Genomic DNA, 18,083 nt, shown 5'->3' on the forward strand with positions numbered 1-18,083 from the left:
TTCTTGAAAAAGACGAAAAAGGAAGATAGCCAATATAAATGGGTTCTTACCGTTTTTGTGACAGCGGTGGTTCTGTCCGCTGTGCTGAGCTTGGTGTCAGAGTCAATTCTGGACAGCACGGACATAGCTGTCGCGGTTTTGACTTTGACTCTTTTTATTGGACTTGGCATCGTGTTTGATGTCATTGGTGTTGCTGCCACAGCCGCTGATCCAAAGCCCTTTCACTCCATGGCGGCCCATCGGGAAAGGGGCGCAAAGGAGGCACTCTTCTTACTGCGAAATGCAAGCAGGGTGTCCAGCGTCTGTAACGATGTGGTGGGGGACATCTGCGGCATTGTATCCGGCGCCACCGGCGCAGTGATTGTCGTACAGCTCCAGCAGGTCCTTCATCTGCAGAGTGTTTTAGTCTCTGTAGTTGTAACTGCGTTGATTTCTGGACTCACCATTGGTGGCAAAGCGCTCTCCAAAACATTTGCTATGCGGCAAAGTACCCGCGTTGTTTATTGGACAGGGCGTTTTTTACACCTGTTTCACCGCTGAGGAGGCGGCACTTACATGATTTTGGAACACATCCAATCTCCTGCTGATGTGAAATCTCTGGAACGAGAACAGCTTCCTCAGCTCTGCCAGGAGCTGCGGAAATTTTTGGTTCAGCACGTATCAGAGACGGGAGGACACCTGGCCTCCAATCTGGGGGCCGTAGAGCTAACTGTGGCCATCCATCGCGTCTTCGATACAGCGGTAGACCGTCTCGTTTTTGACGTAGGTCATCAATGCTATATCCATAAGGCGTTGACGGGCCGGCAGGAGCTATTTTCCACCCTGCGCCAGTTTCAGGGGCTCTCGGGCTTCCCGAAACCTCATGAGAGCGAACATGACGCATTTATCGCCGGCCACGCGTCCAACTCTGTTTCTGTAGCGCTTGGTATGGCAAGGGCAAGAACTTTACAAAACGAAGATTACAGTGTGCTGGCCTTAATCGGAGATGGCGCCATGACGGGGGGACTCGCCTACGAAGGGCTGAACAATGCCGGTGCCTCTGGCGAGCCGTTGATTGTGATTTTAAATGATAACGGCATGTCCATTGCTCCCAATGTGGGCGCGATGCCGTCCCACTTAAGCCGGCTGCGGAGCAAACCGGCCTATTATCACTTTAAGAAGTGGTATCGGAGCCTTTTTGGAAAGCATCCCATGGAGAATGGGCTCTATCGCTTCAACCACCGGGTGAAAACAGCTTTGAAGAAAACCCTCTGGCCTGGGAGCACGCTGTTTGAGGACATGGGGTTTACCTATTTGGGACCCATTGACGGCCACGATCTGCCGCGGCTTTGCGACGTACTGCAGTGGGCCCAGGAGCTGCATGGTCCTGTTGTGGTCCATGTCTATACGGTGAAGGGAAAGGGGTATTCCTTTGCGGAGCAGAATCCCGGAAAGTTTCACGGGATTGCTCCGTTTGATCCTGAGACTGGACTTTTGAAAAAGGAGGCCGCCGAGAGCTTTTCCGACCAGTTTGGAAAGGCTATGATCTCCTGTGCTACTCAGGATGAGCGTGTATGCGCCATCACCGCAGCTATGGCCGAGGGGACAGGCCTGAGCGAATTTGCAAAGGAGTTTCCGCAACGTTTTTTTGATGTAGCCATTGCGGAAGGGCACGGAGTGTCTATGGCCGCTGGTCTGGCGGCACAGGGCATGATCCCCGTGTTCGCTGTATACTCCACGTTTCTTCAGCGCGGGTACGACCAGCTGATTCACGATGTAGCCCTGGAGCGGCTGCATGTTGTGCTGGCGGTAGACCGGGCAGGCCTTGTGGGGGCCGATGGCGAGACCCATCACGGCTGCTTTGACGCACTGTATTTATCAGAAATTCCAGGCTTTACCGTCTTATGCCCCGCCAGTTTTGCAGAACTGCGCACGATGCTGCGGCGGGCACTGTTTGAAATAGATGGCCCGGTGGCCGTTCGATATCCCCGGGGCGGGGAGGAGGCTTTTCGGAAAGATTGCTCGGCAGAGCCGCTGGTCCGCCTGCGGGAGGGCGGCGATATCACGCTGCTGGGATATGGAATTCTAATCAATCAGCTGCTGGAAGCGGCAGAGCTTCTGGAAGCTGAAGGGATTCACGCGGAGGTGTTGAAGCTCAATCAGATTTCCCCATTGAGCGGAGACCTTCTGTACACGTTTTTTGGTGAACGGAAGCCTCTTCTGGTGTTGGAGGATGCCTTGGGTGCTGGGTGCGTTGGGCAGCGAGTGGCAGCAATTTTGACAGAGGGAGGCCTCTCTCCGTCCCGCCTCATTTTAAAAAACATGGAAAAACACTTTGCGCCGGAGGGAAGCGTAGCAGAGCTGAATCACAGATTCGGGCTGGATGCCGCTGGTGTAGCGGCAGCTGTTCAGGAGGCAATCGGACATGGGCAATAAATCGCGATTGGATATCTTGCTGGTGGAGCGGGGATTACAGGAGAGCCGCCAGCGGGCACAAGCCGCCATCATGAGCGGTCTGGTATTTGTGAACGGGCAGAGAGTCGACAAGCCGGGAACTTCCATTTCCAATGAGGCAGCGATTGAGATTCGGGGAAATCCCATGAAATATGTCAGCCGCGGCGGATTAAAGCTGGAAAAAGCCATGGCCTCCTTTCCGATTGCTTTGGAGGGGTGCACCTGTGCCGATATTGGCGCCTCCACAGGCGGATTTACTGACTGCATGCTGCAAAACGGCGCAGCCAAGGTTTACGCGGTGGATGTGGGCTATGGCCAGTTGGCATGGAGTCTGCGAAACGACCCGCGAGTGGTTTGTCTGGAGCGGACTAACGCCCGCTATCTGACGGACGAGCAGGTTCCGGAGCCTCTTGATTTTGTCTCGATTGATGTGAGCTTTATTTCTCTGAGGCTAATCCTTCCGGCTGTGCATGAACTTCTGAAAGCAAGGGGACATATCGTTTGCCTTGTCAAGCCTCAGTTTGAGGCCGGCCGTGAAAAAGTTGGTAAAAAAGGGGTTGTTCGGGAGCCTGCAGTTCATTTAGAAGTGTTGGAGCAATTTCTTGTACATGCCAAGGAGTCTAACTTTACAGTTCTTGGTTTGACATATTCCCCCATCCGTGGTCCGGAGGGGAATCTGGAGTATCTGGGCTATCTGGAAAAGGGGCTATGGGGAGTGCCGGAATTTGACTTGAAAGCCTTGGTGGAGGAATCCCATCAGGTCCTCAATGAGGGAGGAACGGGGGTATGAACCCAAAGAAAATTATTCTCTGCCCAAATCCCAACCGGGATCATGGGATGAAAACAACGAAGGCTGCTGAAAAGATTTTGCATGATCTGGGATTCCAAACGGTGGTCTGTTCTCCTTTTAAGGATCAGAAAGACGAGCTTTTTGCCGGGTACCAGGTCCGTTCCTTACCCCAGGAGCTGAAAAGTGCGGACCTCTTGATTACCTTGGGCGGAGACGGCACAATCCTCCACCTTGCAAAGCTGGCCGCGCTCAACCGGATGCCAATGCTGGGCATCAACATGGGCGGCCTTGGGTTTGTAGCAGAACTGGAGGCCGGTGAGCTGGAGAGCCTGCGGAAGCTGAAAAATTGGGACTTTGAAACCGAGCACCGGATGATGCTGGATGTCTGTGTTCTGCGGGACGGCAAGCAGATTTATACCAACCTGGGTCTCAATGATGCCGTTATCCGGGAAGGGCCCATTTCCCATGTGATCCATCTGAAAATTTCTTCAGATGGAAGACATTTAGCCGATATTGCAGGGGATGGGGTGATTATCTCAACGCCCACCGGCTCAACAGCCTATTCTCTCTCCGCTGGTGGTCCGGTGGTAGAGCCAGTAGCGCAGACCATGGTGGTCTGTCCGATCTGCACCCACAACATGCGCTTTTCTGCCTATGTGCTCTCTCCAGAGCATGTATTGACCGTAGAACTAGAGCGCAATGGACGAAAGCCAGTATACCTGTTTGTGGATGAGAGTCGGGCATTTTCCCTGCGTGCGGATGACAAAATTCTGGTGCGGAAGAGCAAGCATGTCACAAAGCTGGTTCGGCTATCAGAGAAGAGCTTTTGTGAAATTTTTTCTCAAAAAATGCTGCCCGGAGGGTTAAACGATGAAAAATGACCGGCAATCCATGATTTTAGAGATCATTTCCCAGGAAAATATTGAGACGCAAGAGCAGCTGCTTACCCGTCTGCAGGAACGGGGAATCAATAGCACACAGGCCACGATTTCTCGGGATATTAAGCAGATGCATCTGATCAAGGAACCTGCAGGCCATGGTGTCTACAAATATGCCGTTTCGGGCAACCGGACCCGGTTGAACTTTGCGGAAAAGCTACAGACTATTTTCCGGGAGAGTATCACCAGCATCGCCTACGCGCAGAATATTGTGGTTCTAAAGACCATGCCAGGACTGGCTTCCGCAGCTGCCGCGGCGCTGGACAGCATGGATATCGCCTATATGGTCGGGTCCCTGGCCGGCGATGACACTGCCTTTTTGCTGATGCGGGATACAGATTCCGCCGCAGCGTTCTGTGATGAAATTAAAGAGATGCTGTAATCGGTAGCGCCTAGAAAGGGTGGAGGAACGCGCCATGCTGGAATTACTGCACATTGAAAATATCGCGGTGATTGAAGAAGCGGATATCCAGTTTCACGCCGGGTTCAATGCCCTGACTGGCGAGACGGGTGCTGGTAAGTCTATTGTCATTGACGCCATGGGTACGGTCTTGGGGGGCCGGACCTCTCGGGAGCTGGTCCGCACTGGGGCAGAAAAGGCCTTTGTCAGTGCAGCCTTTTCCGCTGTCTCAGCCAATTTGCCTGGCCTTGCAGAGAACGGTGTGTACCCGGATGAGGATGGAAGTCTGCTGATGCAGCGGGAGATTGCCAATGATGGAAAGAATGTCTGCAGAGTGAATGGTAGGCCCGTCACAGTCGCCCAACTTCGGAAAATTGGCGAAAGTCTTCTGAATATTCACGGCCAGCATGACGGGCAACAGCTTCTGGATGAGGAGCAGCATGGGGCCTATTTAGACCGTTTCGGCGGGACTGAAAAGGCGCTCTCCGCGTACCAAACAGAATATGGAGAGATGGTGTCTCTTCGGGAGCAGATCAGGGCTTTACAAATGGATGAGGCGGAAAAGGCCCGCCGGATGGATAGCCTGCGTTTCCAGATCGACGAGCTGGAGCGAGCGGAGCTGATTCCAGGGGAAGAAGATGAGCTGAACACCCGCCGCAATCTCCTGCGCAATGGAGAGAAATATCTCTCTGCTCTGGCAGGTGCGGACTACTGTTTCAGTGGGGACGAGGAGTCTGGCGGTGTGGTCAGCCGGTTGCGTGACGCGGAGATCGCTTTGTCTGGCATCCGCACATTGGGAGGCGAACTTTCAGAACTCTATCAGCGTTTGGAATCCCTACACAGTGAAGCGTATGACCTTGCTGAAATTATCCGAGAAAAGCGGCAGGAATTTGACTTTTCTCCTGGGGAGCTAGACGCAGTGGAGAGCCGATGTGACCAGCTCTACCGTTTGAAGAAAAAATATGGCCCCACAGTAGAAGAAATGTTGGCTTATCTGGAACGGTGTCGGAATGAACTGGACGCCATGGAAACCGCAGACGACACATTGGTTCGGCTGGGAGAAAAGCTGAAAAAGACTCTGCAGAGGGTTTGTGAGTTAGGAGCCGTGCTGACTGAGCGGCGTCAGGCAGCCGCAAAAGACCTGGAGCAGCGTATTCAACAAGAGCTGCGGGAACTGGATATGCACAAGGTCCGCTTTTCTATTGAGTTTGGGGAGAAGGAGCCTGCGGCAGACGGCTGTGATGTCATCCGCTTTTTAATGTCCGCCAATGTGGGAGAGGATCTACGGCCCATCGCCAAGATTGCCTCTGGCGGTGAATTGGCTCGGATTATGCTGGCACTGAAAAATGTACTGGCAGAGCAAGAGGCTGTTGGGACACTGGTCTTTGACGAGGTGGACACCGGCGTCAGCGGCCGAGCGGCCCAAAAGGTAGCGGAAAAGCTGGCCCAGGTGAGCCGCCGCAAACAGGTATTGTGCGTTACCCATCTGCCTCAGCTGGCAGCTATGGCGGACACTCACTTTTCTGTACAGAAAGGCGAGCGGGACGGTCGTACCTATACGAAGGTTCTGCTGTTGAACCGAGAGGAGCGCAAAGCAGAGTTGGCCCGACTCACTGGTGGCAACCGGGTGACAGACGCGCTGATGGAGAGTGCTGGGGAGCTGCTGGATGAAGCAGAGTCCTATCGAAAAATGCTGCAAAGGTAGAAAAGCGTATACCAGGTGGGGATCTCCTTTTAGTTTCAGACCGTCTACTGTATAAAAGCCAGGGCATGTCCTGGCTTTTATACAGTAGACGAAGCTGGATTTTACTTCTTTTCAGAATCCACAGGTTCCCAAAAACTATATGGATATCCTCCTGTACCGTGGTAATTCCGGCAATACCGAACTTTTCAATCAGCACTTTGGCGACATTGGAACTAAGGAAGCCGGGAAGAGTCGGTCCCAAATGGATGTTCTTGATGCCTAAAGATAGCTCTGTCGTTATAACAACGCATGAGGAAATGATGATGGATTATTATGACCTGTCGAAAACAATCCTCTTCCAGGGGACCACACCGGAGGAGGTGGAGACGATGCTGAATTGCTTAGGGGCGGAGCGGCGCCAGTATGCCAAGGGGCAGATGATCTGCCGGACTGGTGACATAGTCTCCTCCCTGGGAATTGTGCTCTCTGGTAGTGTTCTGGTTGAAAATGACGATCTTTGGGGGAATAGCACTGTTCTAGATCGCATAGGCCCAGGACAAATTTTTGCAGAGACCTATGCCTGCACCCCAGGGGAACCATTAATGGTAAACGTGGTGGTTCCTGAGTCTGCAGAGGTACTCTTCCTCCAGGTGGGCCGGATTTTGGAGATGTGCCCCAATGCCTGCGGCTATCATAACAGGCTGATTCGCAATCTTCTAACGCTCTCGGCACAAAAGAACCTGACTCTGTCCAGAAAAATTTTTCACACCTCCTCAAAATCTATCCGGGGACGGCTGCGGTCGTACCTGTCCTACCAAGCAATCCTGCATGGCAGCCGGAGTTTTGCCATTCCCTTTGACCGTCAGCAGCTGGCAGACTATTTGAATGTAGATCGAAGCGCTCTTTCCAATGAGCTGAGTAAAATGCAAAAGGAAGGACTATTAACGGTACGGAAAAATCACTTTACCCTCAATCAGGAGAATTTGGAAAGCCCATTTTTCTGAGATTAAAGGGGGCCGGAAAAGACGCATAAGGTTGTATGCGGAAATGCGAGGCTGCGGTCAGCCGTGATTGACCGCTTGACCTTTCCGGGAATCTAGGGATTTTGATTGACAAATCTGACGAAATCCGATATAATTTCTTACGTATACAGCAAGGAAGAGGACCAGTACCCGTTATGGCGCTGTGCAGAGAATCCCTGGTTGGTGAAAAGGGGAGAGGGCCAGACGGCGAATACACCTTGGAGCTGGCACCCCAACAGCGGCAGGTCCGCTCAGTAGGCGTGTTCCGGGAGCGCCCGTTACCGCGCCGCCGTGTGTTGGCACGGCCCGAGGCCGCTATCGTGAGAGAGCGGCGAAGCAGAGGTGGTACCGCGAACGCAAATTCGCCCTCTGTCCCCCACCGGGACAGAGGGTTTTGATTCTGTTCCGAAAACTTTTGAGCAGGAGAGATGGTAACATGCAGATTTACGAAGAACTCAAGGCCCGCGGGCTCATTGCCCAGGTGACAGACGAGGCGGAGATCCGGGAGCTGGTCAACAACGGAAAGGCAACCTTTTATATCGGCTTCGACCCCACTGCCGACTCACTCCATGTGGGCCACTTCATGGCCCTATGCCTCATGAAACGGCTACAGATGGCGGGCAACCGGCCCATCGCCCTGATCGGCGGCGGCACCGGCTATATCGGCGACCCCTCTGGCCGCAGTGACATGCGATCTATGATGACGCCGGAAACCATTCAGCACAACTGCGAGTGCTTCAAAAAACAGATGGAGCGGTTCATTGAGTTTGGCGAGGGCAAAGCCATGATGCTCAACAATGCTGACTGGCTTTTAAAGCTCAACTACGTGGACCTTCTTCGGGAAGTGGGTGCCTGTTTCTCTGTAAACAACATGCTGCGGGCTGAATGCTATAAGCAGCGGATGGAAAAGGGCTTGAGCTTCCTGGAATTTAACTATATGATCATGCAGTCCTATGACTTCTACCACATGTTTCAGGCCGTGGGGTGCAACATGCAGTTCGGCGGTGACGACCAGTGGAGCAATATGCTGGGCGGTACGGAGCTGATCCGCCGCAAGTTGGGCAAGGACGCCTATGCCATGACCATCACCCTGCTCATGAACTCTGAGGGCAAGAAAATGGGCAAGACCGCCTCCGGCGCGGTTTGGCTGGACCCCAACAAGACTTCTCCCTATGATTTCTACCAGTATTGGCGGAACGTAGGCGACGCGGACGTACTCAAGTGTATCCGAATGCTGACTTTCCTGCCGCTGGAGCAGATTGACGAAATGGATCAGTGGGAGGGCAGCCAGCTCAACCAGGCTAAGGAAATTCTGGCCTATGAGCTGACCAATCTGGTCCACGGCGAAGCCGAGGCGGAAAAAGCCCAGGAAACAGCCCGTAAGCTGTTCTCTGGAGGCGATGCAGCCGATATGCCCTGCACCAAACTGCGTCGGGAGGATTTCGATGGTGAGAGGATCGACATTCTGACCCTGTTGGTCAAGTGCGGCCTCTGTGCTTCCAAAGGCGAGGCCCGGCGGCTGGTGCAGCAGGGCGGCGTGACGGTAGACGGCCAGAAGGTAGGTGACATCGAGGCCGCCTGGAGCTGCAAAGACTGTTGCGGCGAGGGCAAGGTCATCAAGAAGGGCAAAAAGGTCTACCACAAGGCGTTGATGGAGGAGTAAGCCCTCTTCTCAGCGCCCCCTGCAAAACGAAACACAGACGCGGGGCGGTGGCTCCGCGCCTGTTCGCATTTCATATGAAAAGGAATGAAAGCCATGATTACTGTCAATGACGTCAGCATGAACTTCAGCGGTCAGACGCTTTTCAAGCATGTGGATCTGAAATTTATCCCTGGCAACTGCTATGGCATCATCGGTGCCAACGGCGCTGGTAAGTCCACGTTTCTGCGCATCCTCTCCGGCGACTTGGAGCCCACTACCGGCGAGGTCATCATCCCGAAAGAGGAGCGCATGTCCATCCTGAAACAGGACCACTTTCAATATGATGCCTACACTGTGCTGGATACGGTGATCCTTGGTAATCAGCACCTCTATGACATCATGAAAGAGAAGGACGCCCTCTATGAGAAAGAGGACTTCACCGACGAGGACGGCGTCCGGGCCAGCGAACTGGAGGCGGAATTCGCCGAGATGGGCGGCTGGGAGGCCGAATCGGACGCCAGCCGGCTCCTACAGGGTTTGGGGCTGCCTGGGGACATCCTGTACAGCGAAATGAGTAGCCTCACTGCTAAGGAAAAAGTCAAAGTCCTGCTGGCCCAGGCCTTGTTCGGCAAGCCGGACATCATTCTCCTGGACGAGCCCACCAACCATCTGGACATCCAAGCCATCGAGTGGCTGGAGGACTTTTTGCTGGACTGCGAGGCGCTGACCCTGGTGGTCAGCCACGACCGCCATTTCCTCAACACTGTGTGCACCAATATTGTGGACGTGGACTATGGCCAGATCAAGATGTATGTTGGCAACTATGAGTTCTGGTACGAGTCCAGCCAGCTGGTCCAGCGGATGATCAAGGATCAGAACCGGAAGAACGAGGAGAAGATCAAGGAGCTGCAAAGCTTCATCCAGCGCTTCTCCGCTAATAAGTCCAAATCCAAGCAGGCCACCGCCCGGAGAAAGCTTTTGGACAAGCTGACGGTGGAGGAGATGCCCGCGTCCTCTCGGCGCTATCCCTTTGTAGGCTTCAAGATGGACCGGGAGTGTGGCAAGGAGATTCTAGCAGTGGAAAACCTCTCCAAGACTGTGGATGGCCGGAAAGTCCTGGACAACGTCTCTTTCCGGGTCAACCGGGGGGAGAAGATCGCCTTTGTGGGCGAGGACGAGATCGCCAAGACCACACTCTTTAAGATCATCATGGGAGAGATGGAACCGGACGAGGGCACCTATAAGTGGGGTACTACCATTACCACCAGCTATTTCCCTCTGGATAACTCCGCCTTCTTTAATGACTGCGATCTGAACCTGGTGGACTGGCTGGGGCAGTATACAGCCGACAACGCGGAGGAAAACACGGAGTCCTTCAAACGCTCTTTCCTGGGGCGGATGCTGTTCTCTGGTGACGACGTCTTCAAGCCGGTCAAGGTCCTCTCCGGCGGCGAGAAGGTACGGTGTATGCTCTCGCGGATGATGCTTTTTGGCTCCAATGTGCTGGTGATGGATCAGCCTACAAACCACCTGGACCTGGAGTCTATTACTGCCGTCAACAACGGCCTCATTGATTTCAAGGGCGTGGTGTTGTTTTCCAGCCACGACCACGAGTTTGTCCAGACCATTGCCAATCGGATCATGGAGTTCCATGACGGCAAGCTCACTGACAAGCTGGGCACTTATGAGGAGTATCTAGAGAGCCAGCGCGCATCCGGCGCAGTCTGACAGAGATCTGTTACCAGATTGTAGTTGACATAAAAAACACCACTCCGTATACTGAGAATGATTCAGTAACGGGGTGGTTTTTTATGCATCAATGGGGAATTTTGGCGTTGACACTCGCTTTGCTCACAGGGTGTGGCACAGCAAACTTGCCGGAAAATCTTGCGGCAGATCAGACCACCGCGCCACTGGCAGTATTAGAGGGGGAGGAACTCTCTCCGGACGGTCAGTTTGAGGTCCAGATCGTAGGGGCAAGCAATATTGTCAACGGTATCCAGATACCGGAAAAGATCCAGGTAGTGGACCAAGAAACCGGGGAAGTAATGTGGGAGGACCGGGGATGGGGTACTCAGTCCGTTCTATGGTCCCCGGACAGTCATTACCTGGCTCTGGCATACGGTGCCTGTACTTGGCAAGCAGTACATATCATCGAGACTGACACCTGGACTGTCTGGGATTTCACCCTGCCCGACGGTTCACCGATTCCAGAGCACGTTGCGTTGCCACACGACCAGCCTTGGGGGGTCTGGGAGAAAAATTTCGGCATGCCGGAAGAAGATTATGCTTTGATTCTGACGGTTGGCCGGGGCGGAGATAGGGAGCATACCTATCACTGTTCCTTTCTGTTGGACGGCGGACAGCTGATTGGCAATCCCTTGGAACAGACCTCCGAGGTCCTGTCTGATCGCTATGACTTTGACCATGATGGCACGGCTGAACGCACAGCGCTGGTGACTCTCTGGGAACCAGAAAGGGAGCAGGCTGCCTGGTATAAGCTGCAAGTGACCACGGCGGACGGCGGCCTTCTTTGGAGTCAGACCGCCGCAGAGTACCATGTGGGCTGGACCTCCGTGTTTGCTTATCGGGAAGACGGAACAGACTATCTGCTGCGGTACAATCCCTGGATGGGGCAGGGAAATGCCAGATACCATTATCAGATATTTTCTCTGGATCGTGCGGGACAAGAGTCGATTCTTCGGGAACATGGCGTGGAATTTGACATCAACTTTGGAAGCCCTGTCCATGAGAGCTTTGATGCCATAGAGATCGCCGCCTTTTTGGAAGAGACTCATGGGTACCTGAACGATAGCACTCTGCTCGTGACGACCGAGGGGGGAACCCTCCGCACTGGCGGCAGCGGGGCAGAGTTTCAGGAGGACATGGAATTCTGGAACGAAAGTTGTCCCTATGAGGAAACGAAATCCCTGGAGGACAACCTGCGCAACTACGAGGCATGGGCAACAAAAAATCAGAAATAATAGCCGCCCGGAACTCGTTCCGGGCGGCTCATTTCAGCTCTCCTGCAACAGTCGATATTGGACCAAGGTTTTTCGGATACGCTCCATCTGGATACCGTTTGCTTCGTACAGCGGAAGCCGTAAGGCACCCGCTTCCATCCCCAGCAGATTCATCGCCGCTTTGACGGGAATGGGGTTTACCTCACAGAACATTGTGTCACAGAAATCCTTTAAGTACAGCTGCAGCTCTCTTGCGGCAGAGAAGTCTCCGTCCAGACAAAGAGATGCCAAGGCATGCATCTCCGCTGGCAGGATATTCGCCGCCACAGAGATGACACCCACGCCTCCCAATGCGCAGATGGGGAGAGTCTCATCGTCATTGCCGGACCAGATATAAAAATCCTCTGGGCAGAGGTTCAGGGTTCTCTGGAGATTGCCGAAATTACTGCTGGCCTCTTTGGTACCCATGATGTTCGGGTGTTTAGACAATTCCGCATAGCTCTCCGGTGCAATATTGACTCCGGTACGGGAGGGCACGTTATAAAGAATGATGGGCACATTCACCGCATCAGCAATGCAGGTATAGTGCCGAATGAGTCCCGGCTGGCTGGCTTTGTTGTAATATGGTGTCACCAGCAGCAAGCCATCAGCTCCGGCCCGCTCTGCATCCTTGGACAAAGCCAGAGCAGATTCTGTATTATTGGAGCCGGCTCCAGCAATTACCGGAATCCGGCCATCAATATGCTCCACACAGAATTCAATGGTCCGCATCCGCTCACGATAGGTCATGGTGCTGGCCTCTCCTGTTGTGCCGCAGACGATGACAGCGTCTGTTCCGCCCTCCAACTGGAAGTCCAGAAGGCGGCCCATCGCGGCCAAATCTACGCTTTCATGAATGAATGGCGTCACAATCGCCACACCGGAACCTTTAAAAATTGGCTGTTTCATACCTCTTCAACCCCTTCATAGAATGAAATCATAAAAGGCGAAAGACACCTTATGATGACGCATGCACTACTGGAAAATAAAAACGGATGCTCTCTTTGAGCATCCGTTTTCTTTCGTAGACAGGATTTACTTGGCCTCTATATAGCCCTTGGCACACAGCAGCTCCGCCAGTAATACCGCACCGCCGGCGGCGCCGCGCAGCGTGTTGTGACTCAGGCCCACAAATTTATAATCGTATTGGGAGTCCTCCCGCAGGCGTCCCAGAGAGATGGCCATGCCGTGTTCCAGATTCCGGTCCAACTTGGTTTGGGGCCGATTGTCCTCCTCAAAGTAGTGTAGGAACTGCTTGGGCGCGGAGGGGAGCTCCAGTTCCTGTGCCGGCCCTCGAAAGGCCGCCCAATCCGCCTTGATTTGCTCAATGGAGGGCTTACTACCGTCCTGGAACTTCATGAAAACCGCCGCCATGTGTCCGTCCAGGCAAGCTACCCGGAAGCACTGAGCTGTGATCACTGGAGATTCTGCCTTGATAATTTTACCGTTTTCCAGATGTCCCCAAACCTTCAGCGGCTCCTGCTCAGATTTCTCCTCCTCGCCACCGATGTAGGGGATACAGTTGTCCACCATCTCCGGCCAACGCTCAAAGGTTTTGCCTGCACCAGAGATTGCTTGATAAGTACAAACCAGCGCCCGCTCCAACCCGTATTTCATCAGTGGGTGCAGGGCAGGGACATAGCTCTGGATGGAGCAGTTGGACTTGACAGCAATGAATCCACGCTTCGTTCCCAGCCGCTTGCGCTGGGCCTCAATGACATCAATATGATCGGCGTTGATCTCGGGGATTACCATGGGGACGTCATCGGTCCAGCGGTTGGCGGAGTTATTGGAGATGATGGGGCACTCCAGTTTCGCATATCTCTCCTCCAGAGCACGAATTTCCTCTTTTTTCATATCCACGGCGCAAAAGCAGAAATCCACCATGCCAGCCAGCTTCTCTGCATCCGCGTCGGCATCCAGCACCGCCAGCTTCTTCGCCTCCTCAGGAATGGGAGTGGTCATAGCCCAGCGGCCCTGCACGGCCTCCTCATACGGCTTTCCGGCGCTGCGGCCGCTGGCGGCGATGGCAGTCAGCTGGAACCAGGGATGGTTTTCCATCAGGGTAATAAAGCGCTGGCCCACCATTCCCGTTCCGCCAATAATCCCAACCTTGTACTGATTCATTCTAAATTCCTCCTAATCTCAGGCGGAATGGCAAAACTTGCACAATCCCGTCGATTTTTGGTTGATTGCTGTGCCGCTATATACTATAATATGATGTACGCAGAATTGTGCGCACATTGTCGCTGTTTTTGATAAGCGGACACTTGTCTTTCTTGTGTATCATACCATGTTTTTAACACAGGGTCAAGAGTTCTGGTGTTGGGAGGTTCTATGAAAAAACGATTCCTTGCGATGTTTGCTGTTGTGACATTTTTTATCCTAAGCGCGGTTCCCGCCTCAGCTGTTGTGAACGACACCATCAAGGTCGGTCTTCGTTATGGCTCCTCGGCCATGACCTCAGCCAATCTGGAAAATGACGTGGGGGAGGGGTATGAGTTCGGCTATTTTGACAGTGACCGGAATTTTGTCTCTCTGGAATGGACGGATGAGACCACGATTACCATGTCCCCTTCGGGCCATGGAACCATTCAAGTAACGGTCACGGGAACAGATGAGGTCCTGTATGAGTCTGATGGAGATACGCTGGGCGTTCTGCCATCGGGGCGAAGCACTGCCACCTGGTTCCGGGGTTACAGGTATCCTGGCGGATTTGAGTATGTTCTCTCTGGCGGACTTCTGAATGTGATCAATGTGGTGGATTTGGAGGAGTATGTAAAAGGCGTTATCCCGTATGAGATGAGCGGAAGCTGGCCGCTGGCTGCCTTGGAGGCGCAGGCCGTCTGCGCCCGTACCTACGCCTGCCGGGACAGCAAGCATTTCAGCACTTACGGCTTTGACGTTTGCAACGGAACGGACTGCCAGGTTTACAACGGACTTGGCAGCGGTTCTTCCGCCGCCACGGACCGGAGCAACCAGGCGGTAGACAATACCGCCGGCCTCATGCTCTACTATGATGGTTATCTGGTTCAGGACGCCGTGTACCATGCCTCCAACGGCGGCGCCACGGAGGACTCCAAAAACGTATGGGGAACCGACAAAGGCTATTTGAAGGGGAAGTCGGACCCTTATGAAGCCCAGACCAGCATCCCGAATTACCAGTGGAGCGTTACATATACCGTAGACGAGCTAAGCTGGATTCTGGATCAAAAGGGGTATGATGTGGGCACGGTACAGGATGTTTATGTCTCAGAATACACACCGTCAGGCAATGTGCGGGCCGTCACCTTTGTTGGTACCAAAGGAACCAAAACTGTTACAGGTGAGACCTGCCGGACCATCTTTTACAGCAGCACCTATGGAAAGTCTGTCAGCAGCATGCGCTTTTCCATCCAGGGCGGCAGCGGTGGTGCCGGCGGCGTTTATGTGAATGGTTCTGGTACCTGCTTGCCCTCGTTAGAGGGTATCTCTGTGATCTCCTCTGGTGGTACCAGTACCTTGCAGGGAAGCTCTGTATCTGTGATCTCCTCCGCAGGTACTTCCACAGTGAACGGAGGAACCAGCACAGCGGCTGTGCCAAACGCCGGAACCTTTACCATTACCGGAAGCGGAAACGGCCATAATGTAGGGCTCAGCCAGTACGGCGCAAAGGCCATGGCAGAACTTGGGTATACTTATGAGGAAATCCTCCAATTTTATTATACGGATATTACCATCTGGTAAATGGATAGGAACGATATGAAAACCAGTGACTTTTACTACGAGCTCCCTCCGGAGCTGATCGCCCAAACCCCGATTGAAAAGCGGGATAATTCCCGTTTGATGACACTGAGCAGAGAAAACGGGGCAATAGGGCATCACCATTTTTACGAGCTGCCAGAGTTTCTGAACCCCGGCGACTGCTTGATTTTGAATGACTCCCGTGTTCTCCCGGCACGTCTGTTGGGCCAGCGTCTTCCGGGGGGAGGCGCCTGCGAAGTATTGTTACTCATTGACCGGGGCGACAAAACATGGGAATGTCTCGTGCGCCCGGGCCGGAAGATGCATCCTGGCGCCAGACTTTCCTTTGGAAACGGGGAGCTGACAGCAGAGATCGCCGGTGAGGTAGAGGGAGGAAATCGCTTGGTCCGCTTCCAATATGACGGCATTTTTTTGGAGGTTTTAGAGCGCCTCGGTAAAATGCCCCTGCCGCCCTACATCAAGGAGGAACTGGCAGACCGGGAGCGGTATCAGACCGTCTATTCCAAAGTCGTTGGCAGTGCAGCAGCTCCCACTGCGGGACTGCACTTTACAAAACCGCTGCTGGAGGCGATTGCAGCCAAGGGCGTCGATATTGGTTCTATCACACTCCATGTTGGCCTTGGAACCTTTCGACCTGTTAAGGAAAAAAACATTACAGATCATGAAATGCATAGCGAATACTGCGTGATCTCCCAGGAGACGGCAGACCTCATCAACCGTACCAAGGCGCGGGGCGGAAGATGTGTCTGTGTCGGTACCACCTCCTGCCGGACTCTGGAATCCTGGGCCAGAGAGGACGGTACCATGGAGGCCAAGGCCGGATGGACCGATATCTATATCTATCCAGGGTACAAGTTTAAGGTGATGGATGCTCTGATAACTAACTTCCATCTGCCGGAGAGTACACTGATCATGTTGGTGTCCGCTTTTGCGGGGCGGGAGCATGTGTTGGCGGCTTATGAGGAAGCCGTCAGAGAGCGTTACCGGTTCTTCAGCTTTGGCGATGCGATGCTTCTCTATTGAGGCCGCTGCTCGGACATCCCATAAAGCAGGATAGTCAAGAGCGATATCTAAGGAAATTGATAGACTTACTCAATCTCGGTCCCGTGCTGGCGGGAAACTTGCAGCGCGCCGGAATCCAGACACTGGAGGCGCTGTGGAAGCTTGGTGTGCAGAGGGGCCTCCGCATCCGGCAGGATGTGGACCTGACTGCCTGCTTTCACCAGTTCAATGCGCTGACTACGGGCTGCGATCAAATCAAATAGGAGAGACTCTATATGTTTCAAGTTCTCAAAACCGAAGGCCGCGCGCGGCGCGGTGAGTTTTCCTGTACCCACGGCGGCGTGGTGCAGACGCCTGTTTTTATGAATGTAGGGACTCAGGCCGCCATCAAAGGCGGCGTCTCTGCGGATGACCTGCGGGAGGTTGGCTGCCAGATTGAACTGAGCAATACCTATCATCTGCATCTGAGGCCCGGCGATCAAATTGTTCGGAAATTGGGCGGACTCCACAAATTCATGCGCTGGGACGGTCCGATTCTGACGGATTCCGGTGGCTTTCAGGTATTTTCTTTGGCGTCTCTCCGAAAAATCAAGGAGGAAGGTGTCTATTTTGCCTCCCACATTGACGGTCACAAGATCTTTATGGGACCCGAGGAGTCCATGCGCATCCAGTCCAACCTGGGCAGCGACATTGCTATGGCCTTTGACGAGTGTGTGGAGAACCCCGCCACTTATGAGTACGCCAGGGCTAGCTGCGAGCGGACACTCCGCTGGTTAGAACGGTGTAAGGTAGAGCACGACCGGCTGAACACGCTGCCAGACACGGTGAATCCCAACCAAATGCTCTTTGGAATTAACCAGGGCGCCACCTTTGCAGACTTGCGGGCCTGGCACATGCAGCAGATTGCCAGAATTGACTGTGACGGCTTTGCCATCGGCGGCCTGGCAGTGGGAGAGCCGGCAGAGGTCATGTATGAGATGATTGACGTAGTGGAGCCTTTCATGCCCAAGGAAAAGCCACGCTATCTAATGGGAGTTGGGACTCCCAGCAACATCATTGAGGCGGTCAGCCGGGGCGTTGATTTTTTTGACTGCGTCATGCCATCCCGCAACGGCCGCCACGGCAAGCTCTTCACTTGGGAGGGGACCGTGAACATCATGAATGAGAAATACCAGGCTGACGAGCGCCCCATCAGCGAGCACTGCAGCTGTCCGGTGTGCTGCCGGTATTCCAGGGCGTATCTTCGCCATCTATTCAAGGCGGACGAGGTCTTGGCATTGCGGCTGGCCGTACTGCACAACTTATATTTCTATAATGAGCTGATGGCTTGTATCCGCAAGGCGTTAGATGAGGGGAACTTCGCAGCTTTTCGGGCGCAGTACAGTGGCCAGCTGGAAAAGCGGGTATAGGCGTAATATGTAAAAAA

The 18,083-nt window shown here is 53.7% G+C and carries 16 protein-coding genes, 1 pseudogene and 1 other annotated feature; of the genes and pseudogenes, 14 read left to right on the top strand and 3 right to left on the bottom strand.

Features of this window, described 5'->3' with window-relative positions:
- Positions 1–3 precede the first annotated feature (3 nt).
- Genes KJS55_RS15595 through recN form a run of 6 tightly spaced genes read left to right on the top strand, consistent with a single transcriptional unit; the run spans position 4 to position 6,266 of the window.
- Positions 4–540: a CNNM domain-containing protein gene (locus KJS55_RS15595; RefSeq protein WP_213543803.1), complete on the top strand. Its 537-nt coding sequence runs from the start codon at positions 4–6 to the stop codon at positions 538–540.
- Between the two features lie 15 nt (positions 541–555).
- Positions 556–2,415 (top strand): 1-deoxy-D-xylulose-5-phosphate synthase, encoded by a 1,860-nt coding sequence (gene dxs / locus KJS55_RS15600; protein ID WP_213543804.1) that lies wholly within the window; start codon positions 556–558, stop codon positions 2,413–2,415.
- Positions 2,405–3,223, top strand: a complete 819-nt coding sequence (locus KJS55_RS15605) for a TlyA family RNA methyltransferase (RefSeq protein WP_187028460.1) — start codon at positions 2,405–2,407, stop codon at positions 3,221–3,223. Before dxs ends, KJS55_RS15605 begins: the two co-directional genes overlap by 11 nt.
- A complete protein-coding gene (locus KJS55_RS15610; protein ID WP_187028458.1) occupies positions 3,220–4,104 on the top strand; it encodes an NAD(+)/NADH kinase in 885 nt (294 codons plus the stop codon). The genes KJS55_RS15605 and KJS55_RS15610 overlap by 4 nt, the downstream gene beginning before the upstream one ends.
- Positions 4,094–4,543, top strand: coding sequence for an arginine repressor (gene argR / locus KJS55_RS15615; protein WP_187028456.1), 450 nt, complete (start codon positions 4,094–4,096; stop codon positions 4,541–4,543). Before KJS55_RS15610 ends, argR begins: the two co-directional genes overlap by 11 nt.
- A gap of 34 nt (positions 4,544–4,577) precedes the next feature.
- Entirely contained in the window at positions 4,578–6,266 is a 1,689-nt protein-coding gene (gene recN / locus KJS55_RS15620) for a DNA repair protein RecN (protein ID WP_213543805.1), read from the top strand.
- On the opposite strand, the pseudogene KJS55_RS15625 reads toward recN, so the two are convergent.
- Positions 6,172–6,540, bottom strand: a pseudogene (locus KJS55_RS15625) (hypothetical protein); the annotation flags it as partial. The gene recN and the pseudogene KJS55_RS15625 sit on opposite strands and share 95 nt — an antisense overlap.
- Positions 6,541–6,568: 28 nt before the next feature.
- Between KJS55_RS15625 and KJS55_RS15630 the strand changes: the two are divergent.
- The 4 genes from KJS55_RS15630 to KJS55_RS15645 all read left to right on the top strand — a co-directional run bounded on the left by KJS55_RS15630 (position 6,569) and on the right by KJS55_RS15645 (position 11,893).
- Entirely contained in the window at positions 6,569–7,249 is a 681-nt protein-coding gene (locus KJS55_RS15630; RefSeq protein ID WP_187028452.1) for a Crp/Fnr family transcriptional regulator, read from the top strand.
- Positions 7,250–7,391: 142 nt separating this feature from the next.
- Positions 7,392–7,640: a binding site (T-box leader), on the top strand.
- 63 nt (positions 7,641–7,703) lie between these two features.
- Positions 7,704–8,930 (top strand): tyrosine--tRNA ligase, encoded by a 1,227-nt coding sequence (gene tyrS / locus KJS55_RS15635; RefSeq protein WP_187028450.1) that lies wholly within the window; start codon positions 7,704–7,706, stop codon positions 8,928–8,930.
- Positions 8,931–9,023: 93 nt separating this feature from the next.
- A complete protein-coding gene (locus KJS55_RS15640) occupies positions 9,024–10,637 on the top strand; it encodes an ABC-F family ATP-binding cassette domain-containing protein (protein WP_213543806.1) in 1,614 nt (537 codons plus the stop codon).
- Between the two features lie 146 nt (positions 10,638–10,783).
- The gene (locus tag KJS55_RS15645) at positions 10,784–11,893 is read left to right on the top strand and encodes a hypothetical protein (RefSeq protein ID WP_213543807.1); all 1,110 of its coding nucleotides are present in this window, start codon (positions 10,784–10,786) and stop codon (positions 11,891–11,893) included.
- A 33-nt stretch (positions 11,894–11,926) separates the two neighbouring features.
- On the opposite strand, the gene dapA is transcribed toward KJS55_RS15645, so the two are convergent.
- Together dapA and asd are read right to left on the bottom strand one after the other, a co-directional pair.
- Positions 11,927–12,820: a 4-hydroxy-tetrahydrodipicolinate synthase gene (dapA, locus tag KJS55_RS15650; RefSeq protein ID WP_213543808.1), complete on the bottom strand. Its 894-nt coding sequence runs from the start codon at positions 12,818–12,820 to the stop codon at positions 11,927–11,929.
- A gap of 126 nt (positions 12,821–12,946) precedes the next feature.
- Positions 12,947–14,038 carry an aspartate-semialdehyde dehydrogenase gene (asd, locus tag KJS55_RS15655; protein WP_213543809.1) on the bottom strand — a complete coding sequence of 364 codons (1,092 nt, stop codon included), beginning with the start codon at positions 14,036–14,038 and terminating at the stop codon, positions 12,947–12,949.
- A 210-nt stretch (positions 14,039–14,248) separates the two neighbouring features.
- Between asd and KJS55_RS15660 the strand changes: the two genes are divergently transcribed.
- The 4 genes from KJS55_RS15660 to tgt are packed head-to-tail and all read left to right on the top strand — an operon-like array spanning position 14,249 to position 18,066.
- Entirely contained in the window at positions 14,249–15,637 is a 1,389-nt protein-coding gene (locus KJS55_RS15660) for a SpoIID/LytB domain-containing protein (protein WP_187028439.1), read from the top strand.
- 15 nt (positions 15,638–15,652) lie between these two features.
- A complete protein-coding gene (queA, locus tag KJS55_RS15665) occupies positions 15,653–16,678 on the top strand; it encodes a tRNA preQ1(34) S-adenosylmethionine ribosyltransferase-isomerase QueA (RefSeq protein ID WP_213543810.1) in 1,026 nt (341 codons plus the stop codon).
- A gap of 56 nt (positions 16,679–16,734) precedes the next feature.
- Complete coding sequence (locus KJS55_RS15670) at positions 16,735–16,920, top strand: competence protein TfoX (protein WP_213543811.1); 186 nt, start codon at positions 16,735–16,737, stop codon at positions 16,918–16,920.
- 12 nt (positions 16,921–16,932) lie between these two features.
- The gene (gene tgt, locus KJS55_RS15675; RefSeq protein ID WP_213543812.1) at positions 16,933–18,066 is read left to right on the top strand and encodes a tRNA guanosine(34) transglycosylase Tgt; all 1,134 of its coding nucleotides are present in this window, start codon (positions 16,933–16,935) and stop codon (positions 18,064–18,066) included.
- Positions 18,067–18,083: the final 17 nt, after the last annotated feature.

The sequence above is a fragment of the Pusillibacter faecalis genome, from assembly GCF_018408705.1.
GTDB classification, from domain to species: Bacteria; Bacillota; Clostridia; order Oscillospirales; family Oscillospiraceae; genus Oscillibacter; species Oscillibacter faecalis.

Excerpts from the sequence above, each read along its gene's own strand:
- dxs (WP_213543804.1), top strand. The coding sequence starts at position 556 with ATGATTTTGGAACACATCCAATCTCCTGCTGATGTGAAATCTCTGGAA.
- KJS55_RS15605 (WP_187028460.1), top strand. The coding sequence starts at position 2,405 with ATGGGCAATAAATCGCGATTGGATATCTTGCTGGTGGAGCGGGGATTA.
- KJS55_RS15610 (WP_187028458.1), top strand. The coding sequence starts at position 3,220 with ATGAACCCAAAGAAAATTATTCTCTGCCCAAATCCCAACCGGGATCAT.
- argR (WP_187028456.1), top strand. The coding sequence starts at position 4,094 with ATGAAAAATGACCGGCAATCCATGATTTTAGAGATCATTTCCCAGGAA.
- recN (WP_213543805.1), top strand. The coding sequence starts at position 4,578 with ATGCTGGAATTACTGCACATTGAAAATATCGCGGTGATTGAAGAAGCG.
- KJS55_RS15630 (WP_187028452.1), top strand. The coding sequence starts at position 6,569 with ATGGATTATTATGACCTGTCGAAAACAATCCTCTTCCAGGGGACCACA.
- tyrS (WP_187028450.1), top strand. The coding sequence starts at position 7,704 with ATGCAGATTTACGAAGAACTCAAGGCCCGCGGGCTCATTGCCCAGGTG.
- KJS55_RS15640 (WP_213543806.1), top strand. The coding sequence starts at position 9,024 with ATGATTACTGTCAATGACGTCAGCATGAACTTCAGCGGTCAGACGCTT.
- dapA (WP_213543808.1), bottom strand. The coding sequence starts at position 12,820 with ATGAAACAGCCAATTTTTAAAGGTTCCGGTGTGGCGATTGTGACGCCA.
- asd (WP_213543809.1), bottom strand. The coding sequence starts at position 14,038 with ATGAATCAGTACAAGGTTGGGATTATTGGCGGAACGGGAATGGTGGGC.
- KJS55_RS15660 (WP_187028439.1), top strand. The coding sequence starts at position 14,249 with ATGAAAAAACGATTCCTTGCGATGTTTGCTGTTGTGACATTTTTTATC.
- queA (WP_213543810.1), top strand. The coding sequence starts at position 15,653 with ATGAAAACCAGTGACTTTTACTACGAGCTCCCTCCGGAGCTGATCGCC.
- tgt (WP_213543812.1), top strand. The coding sequence starts at position 16,933 with ATGTTTCAAGTTCTCAAAACCGAAGGCCGCGCGCGGCGCGGTGAGTTT.